Annotated in this window: 19 protein-coding genes; 3 read left to right on the top strand and 16 right to left on the bottom strand. The window is 64.6% G+C overall.

The features are described from left to right. Positions 1-30: 30 nt before the first annotated feature. The 12 genes from HYH08_RS00730 to HYH08_RS00675 all read right to left on the bottom strand — a co-directional run bounded on the left by HYH08_RS00730 (position 31) and on the right by HYH08_RS00675 (position 13,661). Entirely contained in the window at positions 31-1,149 is a 1,119-nt protein-coding gene (locus tag HYH08_RS00730) for a helix-turn-helix transcriptional regulator (protein WP_220007826.1), read from the bottom strand. Between the two features lie 111 nt (positions 1,150-1,260). After that, positions 1,261-2,379 (bottom strand): helix-turn-helix transcriptional regulator, encoded by a 1,119-nt coding sequence (locus tag HYH08_RS00725; RefSeq protein WP_220007825.1) that lies wholly within the window; start codon positions 2,377-2,379, stop codon positions 1,261-1,263. A 146-nt stretch (positions 2,380-2,525) separates the two neighbouring features. Then, positions 2,526-5,405 (bottom strand): autotransporter outer membrane beta-barrel domain-containing protein, encoded by a 2,880-nt coding sequence (locus HYH08_RS00720; protein WP_220007824.1) that lies wholly within the window; start codon positions 5,403-5,405, stop codon positions 2,526-2,528. A 201-nt stretch (positions 5,406-5,606) separates the two neighbouring features. After that, complete coding sequence (locus HYH08_RS00715) at positions 5,607-5,855, bottom strand: DUF6894 family protein (protein ID WP_220007823.1); 249 nt, start codon at positions 5,853-5,855, stop codon at positions 5,607-5,609. An 89-nt stretch (positions 5,856-5,944) separates the two neighbouring features. Continuing rightward, on the bottom strand, positions 5,945-6,919 hold the full coding sequence (locus HYH08_RS00710; protein ID WP_220007822.1) for a helix-turn-helix transcriptional regulator: 975 nt from the start codon (positions 6,917-6,919) through the stop codon (positions 5,945-5,947). A gap of 222 nt (positions 6,920-7,141) precedes the next feature. Further along, a complete protein-coding gene (locus HYH08_RS00705) occupies positions 7,142-8,302 on the bottom strand; it encodes a helix-turn-helix transcriptional regulator (RefSeq protein WP_220007821.1) in 1,161 nt (386 codons plus the stop codon). Between the two features lie 418 nt (positions 8,303-8,720). After that, positions 8,721-9,218: a DUF2147 domain-containing protein gene (locus HYH08_RS00700; RefSeq protein WP_220007820.1), complete on the bottom strand. Its 498-nt coding sequence runs from the start codon at positions 9,216-9,218 to the stop codon at positions 8,721-8,723. Positions 9,219-9,323: 105 nt separating this feature from the next. Next, positions 9,324-9,770 (bottom strand): MaoC family dehydratase, encoded by a 447-nt coding sequence (locus tag HYH08_RS00695; RefSeq protein WP_220007819.1) that lies wholly within the window; start codon positions 9,768-9,770, stop codon positions 9,324-9,326. A gap of 393 nt (positions 9,771-10,163) precedes the next feature. Beyond that, entirely contained in the window at positions 10,164-10,586 is a 423-nt protein-coding gene (locus HYH08_RS00690; protein WP_220007818.1) for a hypothetical protein, read from the bottom strand. Between the two features lie 12 nt (positions 10,587-10,598). Continuing rightward, complete coding sequence (locus HYH08_RS00685) at positions 10,599-10,820, bottom strand: hypothetical protein (protein WP_220007817.1); 222 nt, start codon at positions 10,818-10,820, stop codon at positions 10,599-10,601. 130 nt (positions 10,821-10,950) lie between these two features. Next, positions 10,951-11,766 (bottom strand): lytic murein transglycosylase, encoded by an 816-nt coding sequence (locus tag HYH08_RS00680; protein WP_220007816.1) that lies wholly within the window; start codon positions 11,764-11,766, stop codon positions 10,951-10,953. A 41-nt stretch (positions 11,767-11,807) separates the two neighbouring features. Continuing rightward, positions 11,808-13,661: a flavin-containing monooxygenase gene (locus HYH08_RS00675; RefSeq protein ID WP_220007815.1), complete on the bottom strand. Its 1,854-nt coding sequence runs from the start codon at positions 13,659-13,661 to the stop codon at positions 11,808-11,810. A 177-nt stretch (positions 13,662-13,838) separates the two neighbouring features. Here HYH08_RS00675 and HYH08_RS00670 point away from each other — a divergent pair, with 177 nt between their 5' ends. The 3 genes from HYH08_RS00670 (at position 13,839) to HYH08_RS00660 (ending at position 17,913) form a co-directional block, all read left to right on the top strand. Then, positions 13,839-15,464, top strand: coding sequence for a long-chain fatty acid--CoA ligase (locus HYH08_RS00670; RefSeq protein ID WP_220007814.1), 1,626 nt, complete (start codon positions 13,839-13,841; stop codon positions 15,462-15,464). A 99-nt stretch (positions 15,465-15,563) separates the two neighbouring features. After that, a complete protein-coding gene (locus tag HYH08_RS00665) occupies positions 15,564-16,673 on the top strand; it encodes a glycoside hydrolase family 172 protein (RefSeq protein ID WP_220007813.1) in 1,110 nt (369 codons plus the stop codon). A gap of 28 nt (positions 16,674-16,701) precedes the next feature. After that, positions 16,702-17,913, top strand: a complete 1,212-nt coding sequence (locus HYH08_RS00660; RefSeq protein ID WP_220007812.1) for an acyl-CoA dehydrogenase family protein — start codon at positions 16,702-16,704, stop codon at positions 17,911-17,913. 142 nt (positions 17,914-18,055) lie between these two features. Here the strand turns inward: HYH08_RS00660 and HYH08_RS00655 are convergent, their stop codons facing one another. The 4 genes from HYH08_RS00655 to HYH08_RS00640 are packed head-to-tail and all read right to left on the bottom strand — an operon-like array spanning position 18,056 to position 21,646. After that, positions 18,056-18,922, bottom strand: coding sequence for an efflux RND transporter periplasmic adaptor subunit (locus HYH08_RS00655; protein ID WP_220007811.1), 867 nt, complete (start codon positions 18,920-18,922; stop codon positions 18,056-18,058). Then, the gene (locus HYH08_RS00650) at positions 18,919-19,125 is read right to left on the bottom strand and encodes a DUF1656 domain-containing protein (RefSeq protein WP_220007810.1); all 207 of its coding nucleotides are present in this window, start codon (positions 19,123-19,125) and stop codon (positions 18,919-18,921) included. Before HYH08_RS00650 ends, HYH08_RS00655 begins: the two co-directional genes overlap by 4 nt. Further along, complete coding sequence (locus HYH08_RS00645) at positions 19,122-21,170, bottom strand: FUSC family protein (RefSeq protein ID WP_220007809.1); 2,049 nt, start codon at positions 21,168-21,170, stop codon at positions 19,122-19,124. Before HYH08_RS00645 ends, HYH08_RS00650 begins: the two co-directional genes overlap by 4 nt. 2 nt (positions 21,171-21,172) lie before the next feature. After that, positions 21,173-21,646, bottom strand: a complete 474-nt coding sequence (locus HYH08_RS00640) for a MarR family winged helix-turn-helix transcriptional regulator (protein WP_220007807.1) — start codon at positions 21,644-21,646, stop codon at positions 21,173-21,175. Positions 21,647-21,649: the final 3 nt, after the last annotated feature.

Here is a 21,649-nt window from a genome sequence, read left to right as displayed (position 1 = left end):
AAGCGACTCGCCGCGCGAGCTGCGAGCGCCTCAGTGCACGAGCGGGTTGGAAAATCCTGCCGCGAGCTTGACGAGATCGGCCTGGCGCGAAACGCCGGTCTTGGCGAAGACGCGATGCAGATGTGTCTTGACCGTCGTCTCGGCGATGCCCAGCGCAATCGCCGTCTCCGGCACGCCACCGACCTCGACGATCGATTGCAGAACCCTGAGCTCCGCAGGCGTGAGCTCGAACGTGCGGTCGATGACGCCGGCACAGGACCGACCGTCGAGTTCCGCCTTCCAGATGAACAGGGCACCCACCGCCGAGGTGCGCTCCACTGCGCCTTCACGCAGCAGCGACGGCAGCGCGATGACGTGCGCGACGTAGTAGGACCCATCCTGCGCTGTCAGCGGGATCTTCCGTCCCGAAGCCGCTGCCAGGGCCACAGCACCTGCGTCCTGGAAGATCTCCCGCAGCGCGACACCCGCAGCGGAGGATCGCGCCATCAGCCGTCCCGCGACCGACCGCAGGACATCGTCGGCGGCCAGGATCGCGTCCGCGGCCGGATTGCTGTGAACGATATGGCAGGCCTTGTCGAGCAGGATGACGCCGGCACTCAGCCGGTCGACGACATCAGCGAGCGCGATCGCGCGCTGCTGCTTGCGCGCGATCGCCTTGTTGATCAGCAGCGCCCGGCTCGCATGCGGAACCAGCGACTGCATCCGCGCGCGCTGTTCCGCATCGAGCATGTTCCTGCCGGGGATTACGGTCAGCAGCATCGGACATGGCGACTTCGACTGCTCCAGCACCACATTGGCGACATCCACGCAGCCCTGCGGGCGCAGCCATTCCTGGTAGAAGCGCCCGCGGCGATATGCGTCGTAGTCGACGAGATCCGGGATGTTGCGCACCTCGCCATAGCGCGGCAGCCGCGCCAGCGGATCGTATTGCGCGTAGGTCTCGGCATAGAGCTGGATGTAGTGCGGATCGACGCCGCAATAGTAATGCGTCGCGCCTGATTTGCTGACCGGGTCCTTCGAGATCAGGCCGCAGGCCTGGCTGCCAATGAAGGCATTGAGCATGACGACGACATCGCTCCACAATTCAGGGCGGAGCCCGGCGTCGTAGATGCTCTCGATCAACTCGGACGGATTTGGAGGACGGGGCATCGGAAGAACCCAGGGATCAAGCGCGGAGGTTGCGAAACGGTCTGCACGCCTTGCGGCACCTGTGAGTCGATCGAAGACCCAAAAGGTTCAACCCCGACGCAAATCGGCCGATCAATTGATCAGCGGATTGGCGAAGCCGGCCGCGAGCTTGACGAGGTCGGCCTGCCGCGAGACGCCGGTCTTGGCGAAGACGCGATGCAGATGCGTCTTCGCGGTCGTCTCGGCGATACCGAGCGCCGCCGCCGTCTCCGGCACGCCGCCGACCTCGACGATCGCCAGGAACACGCGCAGCTCGGCCGGCGTGAGATCGAAGGTCCGCGCGATCAACTCGCCATAGGATGGTCCGCCGAGCGAGACCTTGCGCAGCAGCAGCGCGCCGGCGGCATCAGTCACGCGCTCGCCGCCGTTCCGCAGCACCGACGACAGCGGCAGAAGATGCGCGACATAGTGCTCGCCCGTTGGCGAGAGCAGCGGAAGCGCGCGGTCCCTGGCGGCAAACAGGGCCATTTCACTGCCGGTTGCGAACGCTTCGCGCAGCGTCTGATTGGCTTCTGGGCTGCATGTCACGAGCTGCCCCGCCACGGAGCGAACCACATCGTCAGCCGCCAGCAAGGCGTAGCCTGCGGAATTGGCATGCACCAGGCGGCAGGACGCATCCAGCAGGAAGATGCCGGACGCCAGATTGTCGAGGACATCGGCCAATGCCGTCGCCAGGGTCAATTGCGAATCGATCGCGCGGTTGATCAGCAGCGCGCGGCTGGCGTGCGGCACGATCAGCGAAAGGCGCTGCTTCATCGCGGGATCGACCATGCGACGGCCCGACAGCACCGTCATCATCACCGGACAGCTCGCATTCGACGTGTCGAGCACGACATTGGCCGCATCGCTGCACCCCTGCGGCTTCATCCATTCCTGGTAGAAGCGCCCGCGCCGGTACTCATAGAAATTGACCAGTTCTGGAATGCTCACGATCCGGCCCTGCGGCGGCAGCACGGTCAGCGGGTCGAACCTCGAGTGCGTGTCGGAATAGAGCTGGATATAGTGCGGGTCGGCCCCGCAATAGTAATGCGTGACGCCGAACTTGCTGATGGAATCCTTGGAAAACAGCCCGCAGGCCTGACCGCCGACGAAATCGCGGATGCCGGTGACGGCGTCGTTCCACAGCGAGGGATCGAGGCCGGCGTCATAGATGGACTCGACCAGCTCTGGCAGTTTCCGCGGTCCGGGCATGGCTCAAAATGACACTCGGTGATCAATGCCTGTGACCCTATCACGGAGCGGGCGTGTCCTCATCCTCCGATCGGAGGAGGCGCCGGCCGGGCGAATGGAGCCCGGCCGGCGGGCGTCGCGCTCCAGCCGCCAGGGCTGGTGCCGGCTCAGAACGCGACGCGAACACCGCCTTTCGCCGTGCCGGTGCGGCTCTGGTCGGACATCATCATGCCCTCGACCGCGCCGAACACGGACACGTTGCGGCTCGTGCGGTAGTCGAAGCCGAAACCGGCGACGGCGCCGACCGTGCTGCGGCTGCCGGGCGTCACGAAGGACAGGTTCTGGCCGATCAGCACCGCATTGATATTGGTGTCGCCGATGCGCTGGAGGGCGATCACGCCGCCATGGATGTTGCCCTTGAGATCGCCGCCGCCGAGGCTGGTCACCCGCGAGAGATCGACTTCGCCGCGCTCCTCGACATCCTGCAGCGTGCGTGAGCCGATCGACAATCCCTGCGCCGAACCCGTCTCGCTGTAGCCGTCGAACCGGCCCGCGACGTAGCGCAGCCGCGCCGTCGGCGTCAGCAAGTATCCGTTGCCGACTTCAAGCTTGTATCCGTAGGCCACCTCGGGGCTGACGTACCAGCCGCTGTAGTTCGAGGTCGCCGTCTCCATGCCGCCGACCGCGCCATTGTTCAGCACCAGGCGGCGCGACCTGTTGTCGGCGTTGCCGCCCTGGATGGTGAAGTCGAAGAACTGCGCGGCCCATTCGAAGCGGCTATAAACGCCCGCGAAGGCGTAATTCGTATCCACCGACTGCGAGTTGAGCGCGACCGAGAGACCGCCCTGCCCGCCGCCAAGGAACGCCCCGACTAGCCAGTTCGGCTGCACCTTGCGGTCGATACCGATCGCTCCGCCCCACGCGGTCGAGGTCGCACGAAGCGTCGCCGCCGTCTCGTCCTGGATACGCTGCCCGCCGAAGCTGTTGGCCCACACCGTGATCGGCGCCGGATTAGTCCAGAGACTCCGCGGCGCCTTGGTGAAGGGACCGGCTTGCGCCGTCTCCGGTGCGTAGGCCATCGCCATCATGTTGCTGCCGGCCGGCCCGCTGCCACCGTTCAGGCGCCCCTGCACCAACGAGGAGACGCCGCCGGTGAAATCCATCATCGTGCGATCGGTCTGCGCCAGCGCGGTCGGATCGAGGGTTGCCAGCGTTGCGCCAGAGACAACCGACGGGCCGTTGAAGCTGCCGCCGGAGACATTGGTATTGATGACCCCGTTGAAGTTGATGAAGGTCGGCAGATTGATCGTCGTCAGCGACGACACCTTGCTGTTGATCGGCGACAGGTTGATGTTGACCACGTCGTTGCCGAAGCCGAAATCAACCACGCCATTGATCTTCGAGCCCGGCAAAAGCGTCAGGGTGTCGGCCTTGTTGGAGAGCTGGATTGCAACTCCGCCAGTACCGGTGATAGTGCCGGAGTTCGTGATGTTGGAGCCATCGTTCGACTTGATGCCGCGTCGAGCGATGATGATGCCAGAGTTGTTGACGCTCGCCTCGCTCGCCAGGATGCCGTCACCGTTGACGGTCGAGGCCTGAAGCAGACCGGTATTCGTTACATTGGCGGTGCTGGCGTTGACGGCTGCAAGCCGTCCGATGATCGATCCGGAATTATTCACGCTGGCGACGCTCGCGTTAACGCCGCGGTCACCCGTCACGGTTCCCGAATTGTCCAGGTTCACCCTGCCGCCGCTCAAACCGAATCCGAGCGTCGTTGAAATCAGCCCGGTGTTGATTGCATTGACTGTCCCCGCAAAGATCACGGTGGATCCGCTGGATATCGTGCCACTATTGATCACGTTCGCCGTCTGGTTGGCGCTGACGGCATTGACCGTGCCGGTGATGGTGCCGCTATTGCGGACGGTTGCGTCGCCGACATCCGCGGTGATGGCGACGCCCGAGCTGCCGTTACCGGCAATCGTTCCGGCATTGTCGACCAGCGCGGACCTGTTGCCAAACACCGCGAAGTCGTGGGCGCTGATGTTGCCGCCGGCGAGGTTCGTCAGCCTCACGGTGTCACCCTGGATCGCGACCGCGCCGCCGGAGATGGTCCCGGAATTGGTGACATCGGCAAGGTTGCTCGCGGAGATGACCGTGGCTAATGACGTCGTCGTACGAATCAGGCCGGCATTGTTGATCGTGATGTTGCCCTTCCCCGTCGCCGGGTCGGCATTCGTCGCGATTGTGTCGGCTCCCGCGGAGATGGTGCCGGAAGCCACATTGGTCAGAATGACGTCGCCGGCCCGCGACACGACCGCGTTGCCGGTCGACTGAAGCACGCCTGCATTGCTTACAGTGACCGCCTGGTCCGCGATCACGGCATTACCGCCACTGACCGCACCCGAAGCGGAGTTCGACAACACGATGTCCCTGGCAGAAATGCCGAATTCGTGTCCGGAAATCGTGCCGGAATTGTCCACCGTCGCAAGACGGCCGGAGACGATCGCGCCGCCCGATGCTCGGGTCTGCGTGATCAGGCCGGTGCCGAGATTGGTGATGGTGGCATTACCGCTGGTGTCAACGGCCCTGTCCTCGCCTCTGATCGTACCGGCGTTGCTCAGAATGATGGTCGATGGCGTAATCGCGTTGAATCCGGTGATCGTCGCACCAACCAGGTTGGTGATCGTCATGCCACCACCGGTTATACCCGCCGCATTCGTTCCACTGATCGTCCCTGCGTTGGTGAACACGCTGTTGACGCCGACCTTGAAGCCGAAGTCGTCTCCACGGACGGTCACGCCCGCGCGAATGTCGTACGAGTTATTGTTGTCGTTGCGGGTCCCGTAGCCCGTGCCGTTGCCCTGCTGGGTGTCAGTATCGCTCGCGCAAACGACCGTCGTGTTGCTGGTTGGCGCCGGCGGGGTGCAAGCCGCCATGGCAGGCGCGCAGATGAATACCGGGATGACCAGCCCGGCCGACAGCAGGAGCCGCACCGATCGCCGCGCCAAACACCATTGCGCAACACCGTCCACATCCGTCACAATCATTCTCAATCCCTCGGCAAAGGCGCGTTGTCAGCGGCTTCCTCCGATCGGAGGACCCCCGCTGTGGCGAATTTGGATTCGCCGAGCGCCAACCTAGAAAGGGACGCCGGTTTCGACTTGGACCGAGGCGACCGGGGTTCGACCAGAACGAACTAAGGGCGTTTGGCTCGTGACTGGTGCACTCTTGCTACACCACCGAAAGGATTACGCGTGGTCCCAGCCGACCTTCTCCGCGTTCTCCGCCCAGACCGCGGCGCGATAGACCTCGCGTCCGCCGGCATCCCGGACACGGATCCAGGCGTCGCGATCGCGCAGATCGTCACGCCAGACGAACAGATGCCGCGCCATCTCATCGGCAACGACGAACGTCGCCTTGTCCTGCTCGAACACCATGCCGCCCGGGTCGATCTTCACGACATTGTCGACCAGCAGGTCAAAGAAGAAACGGCGCATTCCAAACTCCAACTCGCCGCACCAGGTGCGCCTTGCTGTACGCCACACCCCAGGCGCAATCGATTTCGCGGCAATTCAGCTGCGTACGGTCACAACGCGCCGCCGCTCCTGACGTCGGTCGGTGTCGCGCCATAGGCCCGCCGGAAGCAGCGGTTGAAATAAGAGAGATCGCCGAAGCCGACGTCGTAGGCGATCGAGCTCACCGGCCGCTCGGCGAAATCGGGTTCGCGCAACATGCGATGGGCACGCTTGAGGCGCTGCTCGGTCAGGAAGGACGAGAAGGTCTTGCCATCGGCCTCGAACAGGCGCTGGAGATAGCGCGGAGTCACGCCGAGTTCCTGGGCAACGGTCGTGACCGAAATATCCTGCTGCCAGCAATTGTTGACGATGAGGAACTTCGCTTTCTGGAGCCGCGCCGCCTTGATGCCGCGCCGGCCGATCGCTTCCCGAGGGTGATCGGTGGCGCCGAGAACCAGCGCAAGCAGATCATGCAGATGAGCGACGCCGAGCTGCCGCATCGCGGGCGCTTCCAGCGCCTTCTCGTGGATCAGCGCGATCGCGTAATCGGCGAGTAGACGAAGCCCGGTGGCGCTCTCAGGGATAACGCGCATCACCGCATCGTCGACATCGACGATCATCGGGGCGAGCACGCGCCTCGGCACGCGCAGCGAGAAACCGCTGCCCAGCGACAGGCGCTCGAAAATCGTGACGTCCTCCGCGCTCGTCAGGACGGCCTGCCCCGCCTGAAGCTTCAGATCGTGCCCTCGCGCGGATATCCCGAGCACGCCAGACCGGTTCAGGATCAACGCGAGACTGTCGTCGCCATCCGAAACCAGCTGCTTGGTCCGAATGACCCGCGCTCCGCACAACCCGCCGATCAGCAACTGGGCTTCCGGCAGGACGTGCGAGGTGAAGCTGGCCGCAGCCGGCCGTCCGTCCCTGGCCTCGACCTCCGCCTTCAGCACGCCGCGGCAGTAGAACTCGCGCAGGAGCGGCACGCGCTCATCTTCGGGAATGAGGTCCGTTGAAACGTTGAAAATCGAAAACTCAGCCTTGCCGCTCACTGCAATTTCTCCAACCAACGCGCAAGCCTCCGCCGCGCAACCACCGCGTCCAATGCGCATCGCACATCGTCGCCATGGCGTACGCGGCCTTTCGTATGTCGAGTGGGGCGCGATATACGAAAGTCTCAAACGCGGCGCGTCGTACGATTGGAGGACCGTCAGATCTTGCTCATCACGATGGATTGAGATCGCGTAGCCCTGCGATTCACGATGTGAAATGGATCACACGGGATCATTGCCGCGGCCGGTCCGCTGAACGAACGGCACAGCAAATCCCGCAGCGATCTTGACGAGATCGGCCTGCCTGCCGGCGCCGGTCTTTTCGAACAGCCGGCCGAGATGCGTCTTCACCGTGGTCTCGGCGATGCCGAGCTTGGCCGCAATGTCGGGAACTCCACCGATTTCCACGATCGCCATCATCACGCGCAGTTCGGACGGCGTCAGCCTGAAAGCCGCGGCGATTGCATCGGGTACGAGCGATGACACCATCGACGCCTTCTGAACGAAGAGCACGGTGGCTGCGACGTCCCGTGGCGGTAGATCGCGCTCCTGCTTCAGGGCAGACGCGTGAAGCAGATAGTGCTCGCCGTCCATCGACGTCACGGGCTCGACCCGACGGCGCGATGCGGACTCCGTTTCTCCGCGCGAAGCGATGTCGAGCAGGCCGCGGAATATCTTGTCGGTCTGGGTGTTGCGGGCGACGATCCGGTCGCCGACCATCGCAAGCAGATTTGCGTCGGCGAACAGCCGGCGGCCTGCCGCGTTGGCATGTACGACCCGCCCGTCCGCGTCGAGCAGGCAGATGGCCGTGCCCAGCATGTCCAGGACATCGGCGAGATCATCCACACTGTGCGAGCGCGCCCCGATCTGGCGGCCCATGACCCGGGAACGTTGAAGGTGCGGCGCGAGCAGCCGCATGCGCTCGCGCATGGCCTCGTCGACGGTTCCGCGCGAACGGTGACGCAGCACCTGCAGGATCGTGGTGCGCGCATCCGATCGCTCGAGCGCGACGGCCGCAAGGTCGATGGCGCCCTGCGGCTCGACCCATTCACGATAGAAGCTGGTAGCCACGAAGTCCGCGTGCGGCATGATGTCGGTCACCCCGACCGTCTGATCCGCGGCGAGATGCAGATGACGGTCGAGCAACGGATCAAGTTCCACATACCGGTCGCGATAAAGCTGGCGGAAGCGCGGCTCGGTACCGACATGCTGGTGGATCTCGATCACGTGGCCGGCTGCATCCCGCGACAGAATGGTCGCGGCACAGCCGCCGACGAAATTCGAGACCTGTTCCAGCGCCGCGCTGCGCAGGGCGGGATTGGCCGCCGCATCGTAGATCGCCCCGACCAGCGCGGAGAAGCGGTTTGCGTGCAGGATCGTCATCGGACAAACGATGCGGTCGGCGTTTTGCCCTGATGACGAACGAGGCAGACGCATCCGGAATTGGTGAGGGAAACAGGATGGCGGAGCGCCATCCCCGGCGCGGAAAAGACGCTGCAGCAAGATTCTGGAATATCGAACATCGTCCTTCGGTACCGGCAACCGCCGGGTGCGGCTTGGACGTTTTCGCCAAAGACTAGGATAAATGCGAACAGCGCGCGGGCAGTGTGTGGTGAGTCACGCGCAAGCTTTGTTGCCACTAATTCCCGCTGGGGCGATGAGCAGCTTGCGTCACGTCAGCTCTCGTAGGCTGCACAAAGCCGCGCAGGCGGCGTGCCCACGATCTCGCGTCAATTTGAGAGGTGGTGGACACGCTTGCGCTTTGTCCAACCCTGGGAGGGGCGGGCTTGCCGCTTGCAATTTACTTCCGGTTCTCCTCGCAGAATTTCAGCGCGGCGAGCGCCTCGCCGGCGCGCGGGATCTGCATCTCGATGCTGTCGTCGTCATCGTCCTCGAAATCGAGCGTGAGGCGCCTGGCCTTCGAGAGCCGGTCCATGATCGACTGGTCGTATTCGAAGATGCCGCGCACGGTGGTCTTGTCCATCACCTCCCACTTCGCCTTCTTCATGATGTCGGCATCGTCGGTGCCGATGTCGGCGCGCAGGATCTCGCCGACATGCTCCCACTCCCAGCCGTCATAGATCATCACGATCACGATCGCCTTGTCGGAATAGGTGATGACGATGACGTAGTCGCGGTTCTCGTCATCCTTGTCCTTGTAGCCGCGACTCGCGTTGCAGTGCGTGTCCTGTGCGCGCTTCTCGATGGTCCAATCGCCGACCCTGGATTGCTGCGCGAGCGCAGGCGCGGCACTCAGGACGCTCGCAAGCAACGCAGCCGCAAAGACTAATCGCTTCATGTCAGCCTCCAGCGTTTTCCCCGGACCAAGCTGACCACCTCTCCCTGCAAGCCGCAAGGGTCTCCGCCGGCGCAATCGGGCCGATGCCGGAGGGCGCGCGCCGCCCTAGCCGCGCCGCGGCACGATCGCGATCGGGGTGAAGGTGTAAACCTCCTCGCCGTTCTGGTTGAACATGGTCCATTTCACCAGCGCGATGCCTTGCGGCTTCGATTTTGACGGCGTCAGGCTCATGACCTCGCCGACGAGGTGCAGGCGGTCATTGGGGCGCACCGGAATGGTCCAGCGCAGGCCGTCGACACCGGCGCCGATCAGCGGATGCGGGCCGAAGGGACGGGTCTGGATCGCAAGATTCATGGCGATCGCGGCGGTGTGCCATCCCGACGCGGCGAGCCCCTTGAACAGGGTCTCCTTGGCCGCCTCGTGGTCGAGATGCATCGGCTGCGGATCATACTCGGCGGCGAAGCGCTTGATGTCGGCCTCGGTGACCACGACCTCGGGCGATTTGAATCCCATTCCAACGGTGAGATCGTCGAACCACTCGACCAGTGCCATGATTTTGCCTCGCAATGTGATGCGCCGCCGGCCCGCGGTCCGCGGCTGAATGAAACGACTGGGAGCCGGACATAGCGGCTTCGCACCGCACAAACCAGCCCCCTGGTTCCTCGCGAAACCTCTTTGCCGATGCGACGAAACACGCCTGAAACAGATGGCCGCTTAGGTGGTTGTCAAAACAAATACAGGGACGGCCACCATGCAATTCCTCCTGGAACTGATCTACGAATATTCCTGCTGCCAAAACCTCATCGCCCAGCTGCCGCGGGAGGATGCGTCATGATCGAGCTGATCTCCGCCCTGCTCGCCCTTTGCAGCATCGGCGTCTTTGCCGCGCATGCGCTGGACGCCTATCGCACCACGCACAGCTGAGTGCCGGATAAGGCCGGTGGCCTAGAACGGCCGCCGGTAAAAGTGCTCCGAATGCGTAGCCGGCGGAAACCGATTGGCGAGCGCCAGCGCGCCCTTCTCGTCTGTCTCCAGCGCGATCTTCTGCGCCAGCATCACATCGCCCGGCACCAGGAAGCCTGACGGGACAAAGCACCATCCCATCGTCGCAAGCCCGGCCTCGTCGATCTCGTGGACATTGGCGGCCGTGCCGTAGTGGATGCGATAGGTTTTGCCCGTATCGCAGCCGACGACATCGAAATAGCGGTGCTGCTCGAACTGCGCGCGTTGCGTCGGCGAGAGCCATTCGGCGAGCAGCCGGCGACCGCGCGCATCCGGCGTATTCTCGCCGAAGAAGCGCCGGTAGAGTTCGCGCAGCGCATGCAGACGGGCACGCGCAGGCGCGCGGAACCACAATGCCGCGAACATGGGCAGCTCAGATCAGCCGCCGACCAGGCGTGGATAGAACAGTGTTTCCTGCGCGGACGGGTCGAACGATTTGATACGGGTGACTTCGCCGGGCCCGGTGCGGAAGGCGGCGGTGAAGCCGGCTCCGGTCAGCTCCCGAAAACGCTGTTCGGCCCGCGCCAGCGCTTCGGCATTGCCAGGATCAAACTCGTGGCGGGTATCGCCCGTCTGGTCCATCACGATCTGGGTTGCCATTGTTGAGTCTCCTCATGCCCAGCCCTGAATCGATCAAAGCAAACCTCATGCCGTCGGTTCCTGAGTGCAACAACTTTCTCGCGGTCGTGCATCACGCCTTGCTGAGCAATGGCGTGTTCGGGGACCCGGGTCAGCGCGAGGCCGCCGCCCCACCCTCGTCGATCTGCCGGCCCATCAGCGCGATCGCTTTCTGGTACACGCCGGCCGCGTTCCAGGCTTCTATCGCCGCAAAGTTCGGTTCGCCCGGCTGGTAACCGGCTCCCGCCTTCCAGCCATGGGCCTTCAGGAAATTCGCGGTCGAGTTCAGCGCGTTGGCGGCAACCTCGAGATTGCCGGTGCCATAGGCCAGGATGTTCTTGGGCATGAACTGGGTCTGGCCGACCTCGCCATGCATGGAGCCGCGGGTCGCCCCCGACAGCGTGCCGCGGTCGATCAGCTTCAAGGCGGCATAGAGCTGGTCAGTGAAGAACTCGGGCCGGCGGCAATCATAGGCAAGGGTTGCGATCGATGAGAGCATGTTCTGGTTGCCGCGCTGGCTGCCGAAACCGGTCTCCATGCCCCAGATCGCAATCAGCGGCCCGGGCGGCACGCCATAGCGCTGCTGGATCGAGGCGAACAAGGCTGCTTGCGAATTCTTGAGCTGCCGCCCCTTGGCGACGATGGTGGTGGCGCCGCGCTTGGCGAGGAACTGGTCGAGCGTCAGCTGGAAGCTGCGCTGGCCGCGGTCGGCTGCGATGGTGGCGCTGGCGTAATTGGCCTGCATCAGGGCCGAGATCGCGGTCTGGCCGATGCCCTTTCCTTGCGCTTCCGCGGAAAACTCGCGCTTCCAGGCTTCGAAGCCGCCGGGCCCGTTGCCGCAGGTGGCGGCATGGGTGGCGGGCGCCAAGCTAACGAGCAGCGCCATCGCGCCAAAAGCCGCGCCAACTGCAGTCCTGCCCCTGATCATGTCCGACGTCCTCTCTGTCTGCGGCGATCCGATGCGGGACCTTACCCGGACGAAGGCGCCGACTCCATGGCAGGATCATACGTCAATTCGAGCCCCTCCAGCTTGCCCTCGTTGCGCCATCTGCCGAGCAGCCGCAGGAATGCCACCGGACCGCGCCAATATTGGCTGTTTCGCGCCGCGATCGGATCGAACACGCCTTCATTGTTGTAATAGCCGGGCGTGCATTCGGCGAGATAGGTCTGGCGGCCGAGCGCGGCCTTGACGACCTCCTCGACCCAGGCGTTCTCCGCAGCCGGCGTCGGCTCCAGCGTTCTGGCGCCGCGCTGGCGCACCTGATTGATGACATAGGCGATGTGCTGCGACTGCTCGTCGATGATGTGCGGAAAGTTGGCGCTTTGACCGGCCTGCACCGTGACGATCAGGAAGCAGTTGGGAAAGCCACGGCTGTAGAATCCGTGCAGGGTCTTGACGCCGTCGCGCCAGCGGTCCGACAGGCTCATGCCATTGCGGCCGTAGACCTCAAATCCCATGCGGCGGGCGAAGTCGGTGCCGACCTCGAAACCGCTGGCGTAGATCAGGCAGTCGAGCTCATAGGCCTTGCCGTCGACGATGACGGCGTTCTCCGTGATGCGCTCGACGCCCTTCCCTTTGGTGTCGACCAGATGCACGTTGGAGCGATTGAACGTGTCGAGATATTCATCGTGGAAGCACGGCCGCTTGCAGAACGCCTTGTACCAGGGCTTTAGCGCAGCAGCGGCGGTCCCGTCCTTCACCACGGCGTCGACGCGGGCGCGGATCTCCTCCATCTTGCGATAGTCGGCCTGCTCGATGAGCTTCAGCGCCTCTTCCATTGAGGTCACCGGCTCGGGCTGACGGCGCGGCGCCAGCAGGATCTCGCCGAGCAGGCCGGTCCAGCCGTCCTGCACCAGATCCTGCTCGAACGGCTCGCCCGATATCACCGCGGTGAAATTGTCCATGCGCTCGCGCTGCCAGCCGGGCTTGAGGCTCTGCACCCAGCCTGGATCGGTCGGCCGGTCGTCGCGCACGCCGATCGCCGAGGGTGTGCGCTGGAAGACATAGAGCTCCTTTGCCGAGCGGCCGAGATGCGGCACGCATTGCACGGCGGTGGCGCCGGTGCCGATGATGCCGACGCGCTTGTCCGCCAGACCGGTGAGCCCGCCCTCGGCGGTGCCGCCGGTGTAGCCGTAATCCCAGCGGCTGGTGTGGAAGCTGTGGCCGTTGAATGTTTCGATACAGGGAATGCCCGGCAGCTTCGGGCGGCTCAGCGGGCCGCCGGCGAGGATGACGAAGCGCGCGCGGATGCGATCGCCGCGATCGGTCTCGACCAGCCAGCGCGCATCCTGCTCCTGCCACTCCATCCGCGAGATGACGGTCTGAAACAGCGCGCGCTCGTAGAGGCCGAAGTGACGGCCGATGCGGCGGGAGTGTTCGTAGATCTCGGGAGCCCGCGCATATTTGCGCACAGGCATATAGCCTGTCTCTTCCAGCAGCGGCAAATAGATGTAGCTCTCGGTATCGCAGGCAGCGCCGGGATAGCGATTCCAGTACCAGGTGCCGCCGAAGTCGGCGGCCTTTTCCACGATACGAAAATCTTCGATGCCGGCCTCGCGCAGACGCGCGCCACAGAGCAGCCCACCGAAGCCGCCGCCGACGATGAGCACTTCGGTCTCTTCGCTGACGGCCGCGCGCGCAAATCCGGGAACGGCCCAGGGATCGTCGAGATAGCGGCTGAAATCGCCCGACACCTCGACATATTGCGCCTTGCCCTCGGCGCGCAGACGGCGGTCGCGCTCGTCGCGATAGCGCGCGCGGAGTGCGGCAATGTCGACGGTAGGCGAGCCGGCTGCACCGGTCTTGTGTCTTTCCGCTGACATCGTGTCCTCCCGCGCCGAATGCTGCTTCACCGGCAGCTCGCATCAGTTAGCCCTGAAAAAGTGACGCGCGCAATCGCGCCTTTTCTTTTTTGCGTGAACGTCGCGTGACGTTCCGCTAACCTCGCGCGCAAATCACAAGCGCGCGCTGCGCAACGACGTGGCGATCTGGAGGGAACGATGCAGGGATTGATGATGGACATGCCGCTTCTGATCAGCGGCCTGATCCAGTATGCCGCCGACTATCACGGCGAGGCCGAGATCGTCGCGCGCGAGATCGAAGGCGACATCCACCGCTACACCTATGCGGACGCCCATCCCCGCATCAAGCGCATGGCGCTGGCCCTGAAGCGGCTCGGCATGACGCAAGGCGACCGCGTCGGCACGCTGGCCTGGAATACCCACCGCCATTTCGAGATGTTCTATGCCGCGCCCGGCATGGGCTATGTGCTGCACACGGTCAATCCGCGACTGTTTCCCGAGCAGCTCGTCTACATCATCAACCACGCCGAAGACCGCCTGCTCTTCATCGACCGCGCCACGCTGCCGATCGTCGAGGCGATCGCGCCGCAATTGAAGACGGTCGAGGCTTACGTCGTGATGTCCTCGCGCGAGCGGATGCCGGAGACGAAGCTTGCGAACGTGCATTGCTACGAGGAGCTTCTTGAGAAAGAAACCGAAACCGGCTTCGCCTGGCCGGAGTTCGACGAAAAATCGGCTTCCACGATCTGCTACACCTCGGGCACGACGGGCAATCCGAAGGGCGTGATCTACTCGCACCGCGCCGCGATCCTGCAGACCATGACCTGCTGCAGTTTCGACTTCCTGCCGGGCCATGTCGAAGGCGTGCGCGAAGTCATGATGCCGATGGCGCCGCTGTTTCACGGCAACGGCTGGAACATGCCGTTCACCGCGCCCTATACCGGCTCGAAACTGGTGTTGCCGGGCCGCAACTACGAGCCCGACAAGCTCTACGAGCTGCTCGAAGGCGAGAAGGTGACGCTGGCTGCGGGCGTGCCGAGCTTCTGGCTGATCCTGCTCGACTGGCTCGGACGCACCGGCAACAGATTCACGGCGTTGCGCGCAACGCTGTCGTCGGGCTCTGCACCGCCGCGCGCGATGGTCGAAAAGCTCAAGCGCGAGTACAATGTCGACTACATCCAGGCCTGGGGCATGACCGAAGCCCTGGGCTGCTCAATGCCGGGCTTGCGTCCGGGTTCGGAGCATCTCGGCGACAAGGAGAGGTTCGACCGGCGCCAGGTCTCCGGCCGCGCCTGTTTCGGAACGGCGTTGCGCATCGTCGACGATGCCGGCAATGAGCTGCCGCGCGACGGCAAGACCGTCGGCCATTTGCGTGCCCGGGGTCCCTGGGTCGCATCCGGCTACATGAAACTCGAGGAAGGCCTCGACCGCGACGGCTGGCTGATCACCGGCGACATGGCCGTGATCGACAGCCAGGGCCACGTCACGCTGACCGACCGCTCCAAGGACGTGATCAAGTCCGGCGGCGAGTGGATCTCCTCGATCCAGCTCGAGGACATCGCGCTGTCGCATCCCGACGTGCTGCAGGCTGCGGTCGTCGCAATCAGCCACGAGAAATGGCAGGAGCGTCCCCTGCTCCTCGTCGTCCGCAAGAAAGGCGCGACCGTCGACGGCAAGAGCCTACTCGACCATATGCGACCGAGGATCGCGAGCTGGTGGATGCCGGATGCTGTCGAATTCCTCGACGAGTTTCCGATGACCGGCACCGGCAAGGTGCTGAAGTCGGCGCTGCGCGAGAAGTTCAGGGAGTATCGCGTCGCATAAGCTACGCAGGATCGCGCGGCCTTTTCGCTGCGCGTCTTCATCTTTTGGTCAATTCGGCGGCGATATACCGGGACATCGCTCACCCTTATCGAGGACACCATGTCGTTTTCCGGATTGGGCCTGCATCTCGGCAATCTGTCGCGCCTGTCGAAGGCGCAGACGCGCTCGATCAGCCCCGAGAATTTCACCGGCGACAAGGGCAAGGGCGGCATGTCCGTCGACGGCCCCGCCGCACGGCAGGCCCGAGATCTCGGCCAGGGCTGGAAGGTCTCGCCTTATGTGCAGATCGAGCCCGGCACGACCTTCACACTCGCCGACATCGAGGGCCAGGGCGCGATCCAGCAGATCTGGATGACGCTGGCGCGCGGCCGGCTGCGCCATTCGATCCTGCGCATCTACTGGGACGACCAGGAACAGCCGAGCGTGGAATGCCCGGCGGGCGATTTCTTCGCCTGCGGCTGGGAGGAGTTTGCGCAAGTCTCCTCGCTCGCGGTCTGCGTCAATCCCGGCCGCGCCTTCAACTGCTATTGGGAAATGCCGTTCCGCAGGCGCGCGCGCTTCACGCTGGAGAACCGCAGCGACGAGCAGCTGACCGTCTACTATCAGATCAACTACACCCTGACCGACGTGCCGGAAGATTGCGCTTACTTCCACGCGCAGTTCCGGCGGACCAACCCGCTGCCTTTCAAGGAGGTCTACACCATCCTCGATGGCGTCAAGGGCGCGGGCCATTATGTCGGCACCTACATGGCCTGGGGCGTCCACAATAACGGCTGGTGGGGTGAAGGCGAGATCAAGTTCTTTCTCGACGGCGACGGCGCGTTCCCGACCATCTGCGGCACCGGCACCGAGGATTATTTCTGCGGGTCGTATAATTTCGATCCCCATGTCGCCCATGCCGGCCAGGCGCAGTCCCGCTACGTCGAGTTCACCACGCCCTATGCCGGCCTGCCGCAGGTGATCCGCCCCGACGGCGTCTACAAGTCGCAGCAGCGCTTCGGCCTGTATCGCTGGCACATCCCCGACCCCGTCCGCTTCCAGAGTGATCTGCGCGTGACGATCCAGGCACTGGGCTGGCTGCCCGGCGCCAAGGATGGAAAATATCTTCCATTGCAGGACGACATCGCCTCCGTCGCGTTCTGGTACCAGACGCTGCCGACGGCGCCCTTCCCCGAGCTGCCCGGGCCGGACTATCTCGAAATCGCGTAAGCCACGCCGCCGATCAAGGAGACCTGAGATGCTCTACCCGATGTCGCCGAAAGTCGCCGAGCTCAAGCGCAAGCTCGATAGCTTCATGGACCGGCACATCTATCCGAACGAGGAACGCTTCTATCGCGAGGCGGAAGAGCTCGGGCCATGGAAGGTCTATCCCGTCGTCGAGGAATTGAAGCCGCTGGCACGCGCGGAAGGTCTGTGGAATCTGTTCCTGCCGGAGTCCAGCCACGGTGCCGGCCTGACCAATCTCGAATATGCCCCGCTCTGCGAGGTCATGGGCCGTTCGCACCTCGCGCCCGAGGTGTTCAACTGCTCGGCGCCCGACACCGGCAACATGGAGGTGCTGGAACGCTACGGCAGCGAGAAGGACAAGGAGCGCTGGCTGAAGCCGCTGCTCGCGGGCGAGATCCGTTCATGCTTTGCGATGACCGAGCCGGCAGTGGCATCGTCCGATGCGACCAACATCGAAAGCTCGATCGTCCGCGACGGTGACCATTACGTCATCAACGGCCGCAAATGGTACACGACCAATGCGACTGACCCGCGCTGCAAGATCTGCATCTTCATGGGCAAGACCGATCCTGACAATGCCGACCGCCACAAGCAGCAATCCATGATCCTGGTGCCGATGGATACGCCGGGCATCGAGGTGAAGCGGCCCCTGCCGGTTTTCGGCTTCTACGGCGTGCCCGATCGCGCGTCCGAAGTCGTCTTCACCAATGTGCGGGTCCCGAAGGAGAACATGTTGCTCGGCGAAGGCCGCGGCTTCGAGATCGCGCAGGGCCGCCTCGGCCCCGGCCGCATCCATCATTGCATGCGGCTGATTGGCCTGTCCGAACGCACGCTGGAAAAGATGTGCCGCCGCGTCCGTAGCCGCGTCGCCTTCGGCAAGCCGGTCTCCGAGCAGACGGTGACGCAGGAGCGCATCGCGGAAGCCCGCATCATGATCGAGCAGGCCCGGCTGCTAACGCTGAACGCGGCCTATGCGATGGACACGGTCGGCAACAAGGTGGCGAAAGCGGAGATCGCGATGATCAAGGTCGCCGTGCCCAACATGGCCTGCCAGATCATCGACTGGGCGATCCAGGCCCATGGCGGCGGCGGCACGTCGAACGATTTCGGTTTGACGCAGGCCTATGCGACGGCACGTCTGCTGCGGCTGGCGGATGGCCCGGACGAGGTGCACCGAAACCAGATCGCGCGGTTCGAGCTGAAGAAATATTCGAATGCTTAAGAGCACTGCGTTTGCTGAAAACGCGGTATCGTAGGGTGGGCGAAGCGAAGCGTGCCCACGCACCTGTTGCCGTATTGTAGAGATCGTGGGCACGGCGCAAGTGCGCCTTTGCCCACCCTACGATTTCTCCCCTTACGACAGCCTAATTCAGCACCTCGACCGTCGCTGACCGCCCGGCAACCAGCGACAGCGCATCAGGCACCGGGTCCAGCGCAATGCGCACCGGGACGCGCTGGGCCAGCCGCACCCAACTGAAGGTGGGATTGACGTTGGCCAGCAGGCTCGCACCTTCCGCGCGGTCGCGGTCCTCGATGCCGGCGGCGATGCTTTCGACACGGCCGGAGAGCGTGACCTTCTCGCCCATCAGGCGGACCTGCACCTTGTCGCCGATGCGGATACGCGCGAGCTTTGTTTCCTCGAAATAGCCTTCGACATGTAGCGTGTCGGTGTCGACCAGCGCCATCACGCCCTTGCCGGCCGTGACATAGGCGCCGGGGCGCAGATCCATGTTGGTAATCACGCCGTTGACGGAGGCATGGACCTCGCTGCGGTCGAGGTTGAGCTGGGCGACGGCACGATCTGCGACGGCAGCATCGAACGACGCCTTGGCCTGGAGCTGGGTCGCCAGCACCTGCTCCTGCTTCTGCTGCGACACTGCATCGGTGGTCAACGCGCTGTAGCGCTTCAGATCGGCATTGGCCTGGTCGAGCGTGGCCTGATGGCCCGCGACCGACGCATCGGCCTGCCGCAGCGCCAGCGCAAAGCGCTCGCGATCGATCCGGAACAGCACATCGCCGCGGCGGACCTTCTGGTTGTCCTTGACCAGCACCTCGGTGACGAAGCCGGAGACGTCGGGCGCAACCTGCACCACGTCGGCGCGGACGCGGCCATCGCGGGTCCATGGCGATTCCATGTAATAGACCCAGAGCTCACGGCCGACGCCAAGCGCCGCGATCACGGCGAGCACGGTCAGCGCGAGGCGGCCGAGCCAGGCGAAATTCCCCTTCATGAGAGATGCTCCGAGAGATAGACGACACCGCCGAGCAGGCAGATGAAAATGGCGAAATCGAACAGCGCGCGGTGCCAGACCAGCCGGTAGAGGTCGAAGCGCTGCATCAAGCGCCGCAGAATCGCGCTGAGAACGTAGGCGATAATGATCCAGAGCAGCAGCGAAGGCACGAGCACGCCATAGATGTCGATCACATATCTCATGCCGCAACACTTTCGGCGCGCGGCCGGTAGGCCGGCGCACCCGGGAACAGGCCGCGGCGGATGCCGACGAGACCGATCAGGGCGTCTTCGCGCGCGCTGTCATTGGGATCTTTCACCGCCTGCGCCAGGGCCCGGTCGACGCTTGCCAGCAACTCGGCCGGCATTCCGCCCCCGGCATAGCCGCGGCAGGCGATGGCGAGCTGGTCGAGCATGTCGTCGATGACGGCAATGGTGGACGCCGCAAGGCCATAGCGGGCGCGGCGCAGGTCGATGATGTTGATGCCGATGCGGAGCTGGACGAGGCTGTCGGTGTCGCGGCGATTGCTCTCCGAGAGGACGGCGATCCGCTGCACCAGCAGCCCGAGCCGGTGCAGCATCAGGCCTGCGAACTCCGCGCGGTCGCGCTTGCCGCGGCGTTCGGCGGCGACCGCGATCGTGATCCAGCTCGACAGCACCAGGCGATTGGCGATCCACTCGGCGCCGACGCCGCGCGCGATCCGTGTCACGATCTCGGCGATGACGACGCCGACGAAGAAGGCGACGGCGGAATTGGCGTAGGAGGCGAAATCCGCGCTGTAGGTCGACTGGATCGCGAGCAGGGTCGCGGTATTGGCCGCGAGCGCCAGGCCGGTGCCCGCCGTGGTGGGGCGGCCGATCAGGAAGCCATAGAGCAGGAAGGGCGGCGCCAGCGCTACGATCAGGACCTCGAGATGGGAGATCGCGGGCACCACCGCGAACAGATAGATGGCGACGATCACGATGGCGACCAGCGACCACAGGCCGAAGCTGCGGATGAAGCGCGCCGGCTCGTCCTGCGCGGCAAAGAACGAGCAGGCAACGGCCGCCATCATCGGCGCCGAGGCGCCGTCCGGCCAGCCGGTGCCGATCCAGAACGCGCAGCAGATCAGGATGGCGGTGGCAGCTCCTGCCGCCGACCACAGCGCAAGGCCGCGGTCGCGATGGCGCACGGGCGCGGCGCCCGCCTCGGAATGAAACGCCAGATCGACGGTGGAGATATTGCGGTTCTCCGCGATTGCTTCAGTCAGCGCGCGGCAGTCGCGCGAGAGGTCGACCAGCTCGCGCAGCCGCGACAGCAGGCTGGTGGTGATGATCCGCTCCCAGTCAGCGCGGTCATCGAGCACCGCCTGCTGCTCCGTGATCATGGCCCGGATGCGCTCGGCCGGCTGCCGCGCGCTGACGTCACTCACGATCCACTGCGCGAGATCCTCCAGCAGCCGCCTCAGTTCGGGCCGCCGGCGCAAGGCCTCCTCCCCCAGCGCCGCCAGCCGGTCCTCCAGCGATGCGATTACCGGGAGCAGCATCAACATGCGCAGCCGGATTTCACCGAGGCCGGTCACCGCATTGCGGTCGGTCAGCCGGTCATAGGCGAGATGGGTGGAGAGCGTGTCGATCTCGACGATGTCGGTCGCAAGCTTGAGACGCCGGGGACGGCGGGATTCGCTGCTGCCCTCGCGCAGCAGCACCGCCTGGCTGAGGCGCTGCGCATCGGCCAACCAGAGATCGACGCGGCTTGCGACCGCGGGCGCGACGCTGCGGGGAAAGACGATGGTCGAGACGAGGCTGGCGCAGATGATACCGAGCGAAATCTCCTCGACCCGCGAGACCGCGGTGTCGAAGATGGCGCCGGGTTCGGACACCGCGGGAAAGCCGATCAGCGCCACCGTGTATCCCGCCAGCATGAAGACGTAGCTGCGCGGCGTGCCGTCGAGCAGCGAGAGATAAAGGCAGAGCCCGACCCAGAGCGCGATGGCGAGGCACAGGAGTTCCGGCGCATCGATCAGGTTCGGCACCAGCGCCACCGTCATGGACGCGCCGACGAACGTGCCGATCACGCGGAAGAAAGCCTTCGAGCTGGTCGCGCCGGCGAGCGGCTGCGAGGTGATGTAGACGGTCGCCATCGCCCAATAAGGCCGCGGCAAATCCATCGCGAGCGCGATGACGAGCGCCAGTATCGACGCGGCAAACGTCTTCAATGCGAAAACGAGGTCCGCATGGCGGACCAGGAACGGCTCATTCCTGTGCATCGCTAGTTCGTCTCGGAACCGGTCTTGCCGGCTTGCAGGCGGCTGCCCCGCTGCTCTATGCGCTGAAGAGTCTCGAAGGTGATCGCAAGTTCCTCGGGCGGGATATCCTTCAAGAGGCTGGCCCGGACGCGCCGCAGCACCCTGTTGGTCTCCTCGACCTTGGCCTCGCCCGCCCGCGTGAGATGGAGTGTCTTGGCACGCCGGTCTGTCGGGTCCTCCCGGCGCTCGACCAAGCCCTCTTCCTGAAGCAGGTCGATCAGCCGGACCAGCGAGGGTCCCTCGATGCCGAGCTCGTCGGCGAGCACGCCCTGCCGCACGTTCTCGCCCTGGCGCGACAGCACCAGCAGCGGGATCGCGGTTGCATAGGACAGGCCGTGCTCAGACAGCGCCTGATCCGACTCCCGCCGCCAGATGCGGGCAAGACGCGCGATCAGCCGGCCGATTTCGCCGTGGATATGAGCTTGCGAGGGCGACATGCC

Origin of the sequence: Bradyrhizobium sp. BR 10289, assembly GCF_019455385.1 — a bacterium.
Classification (GTDB): domain Bacteria; phylum Pseudomonadota; class Alphaproteobacteria; order Rhizobiales; family Xanthobacteraceae; genus Bradyrhizobium.
Note: the sequence above shows the minus strand (reverse complement) of the source record. Positions and strands in the feature narration are given on the sequence as shown.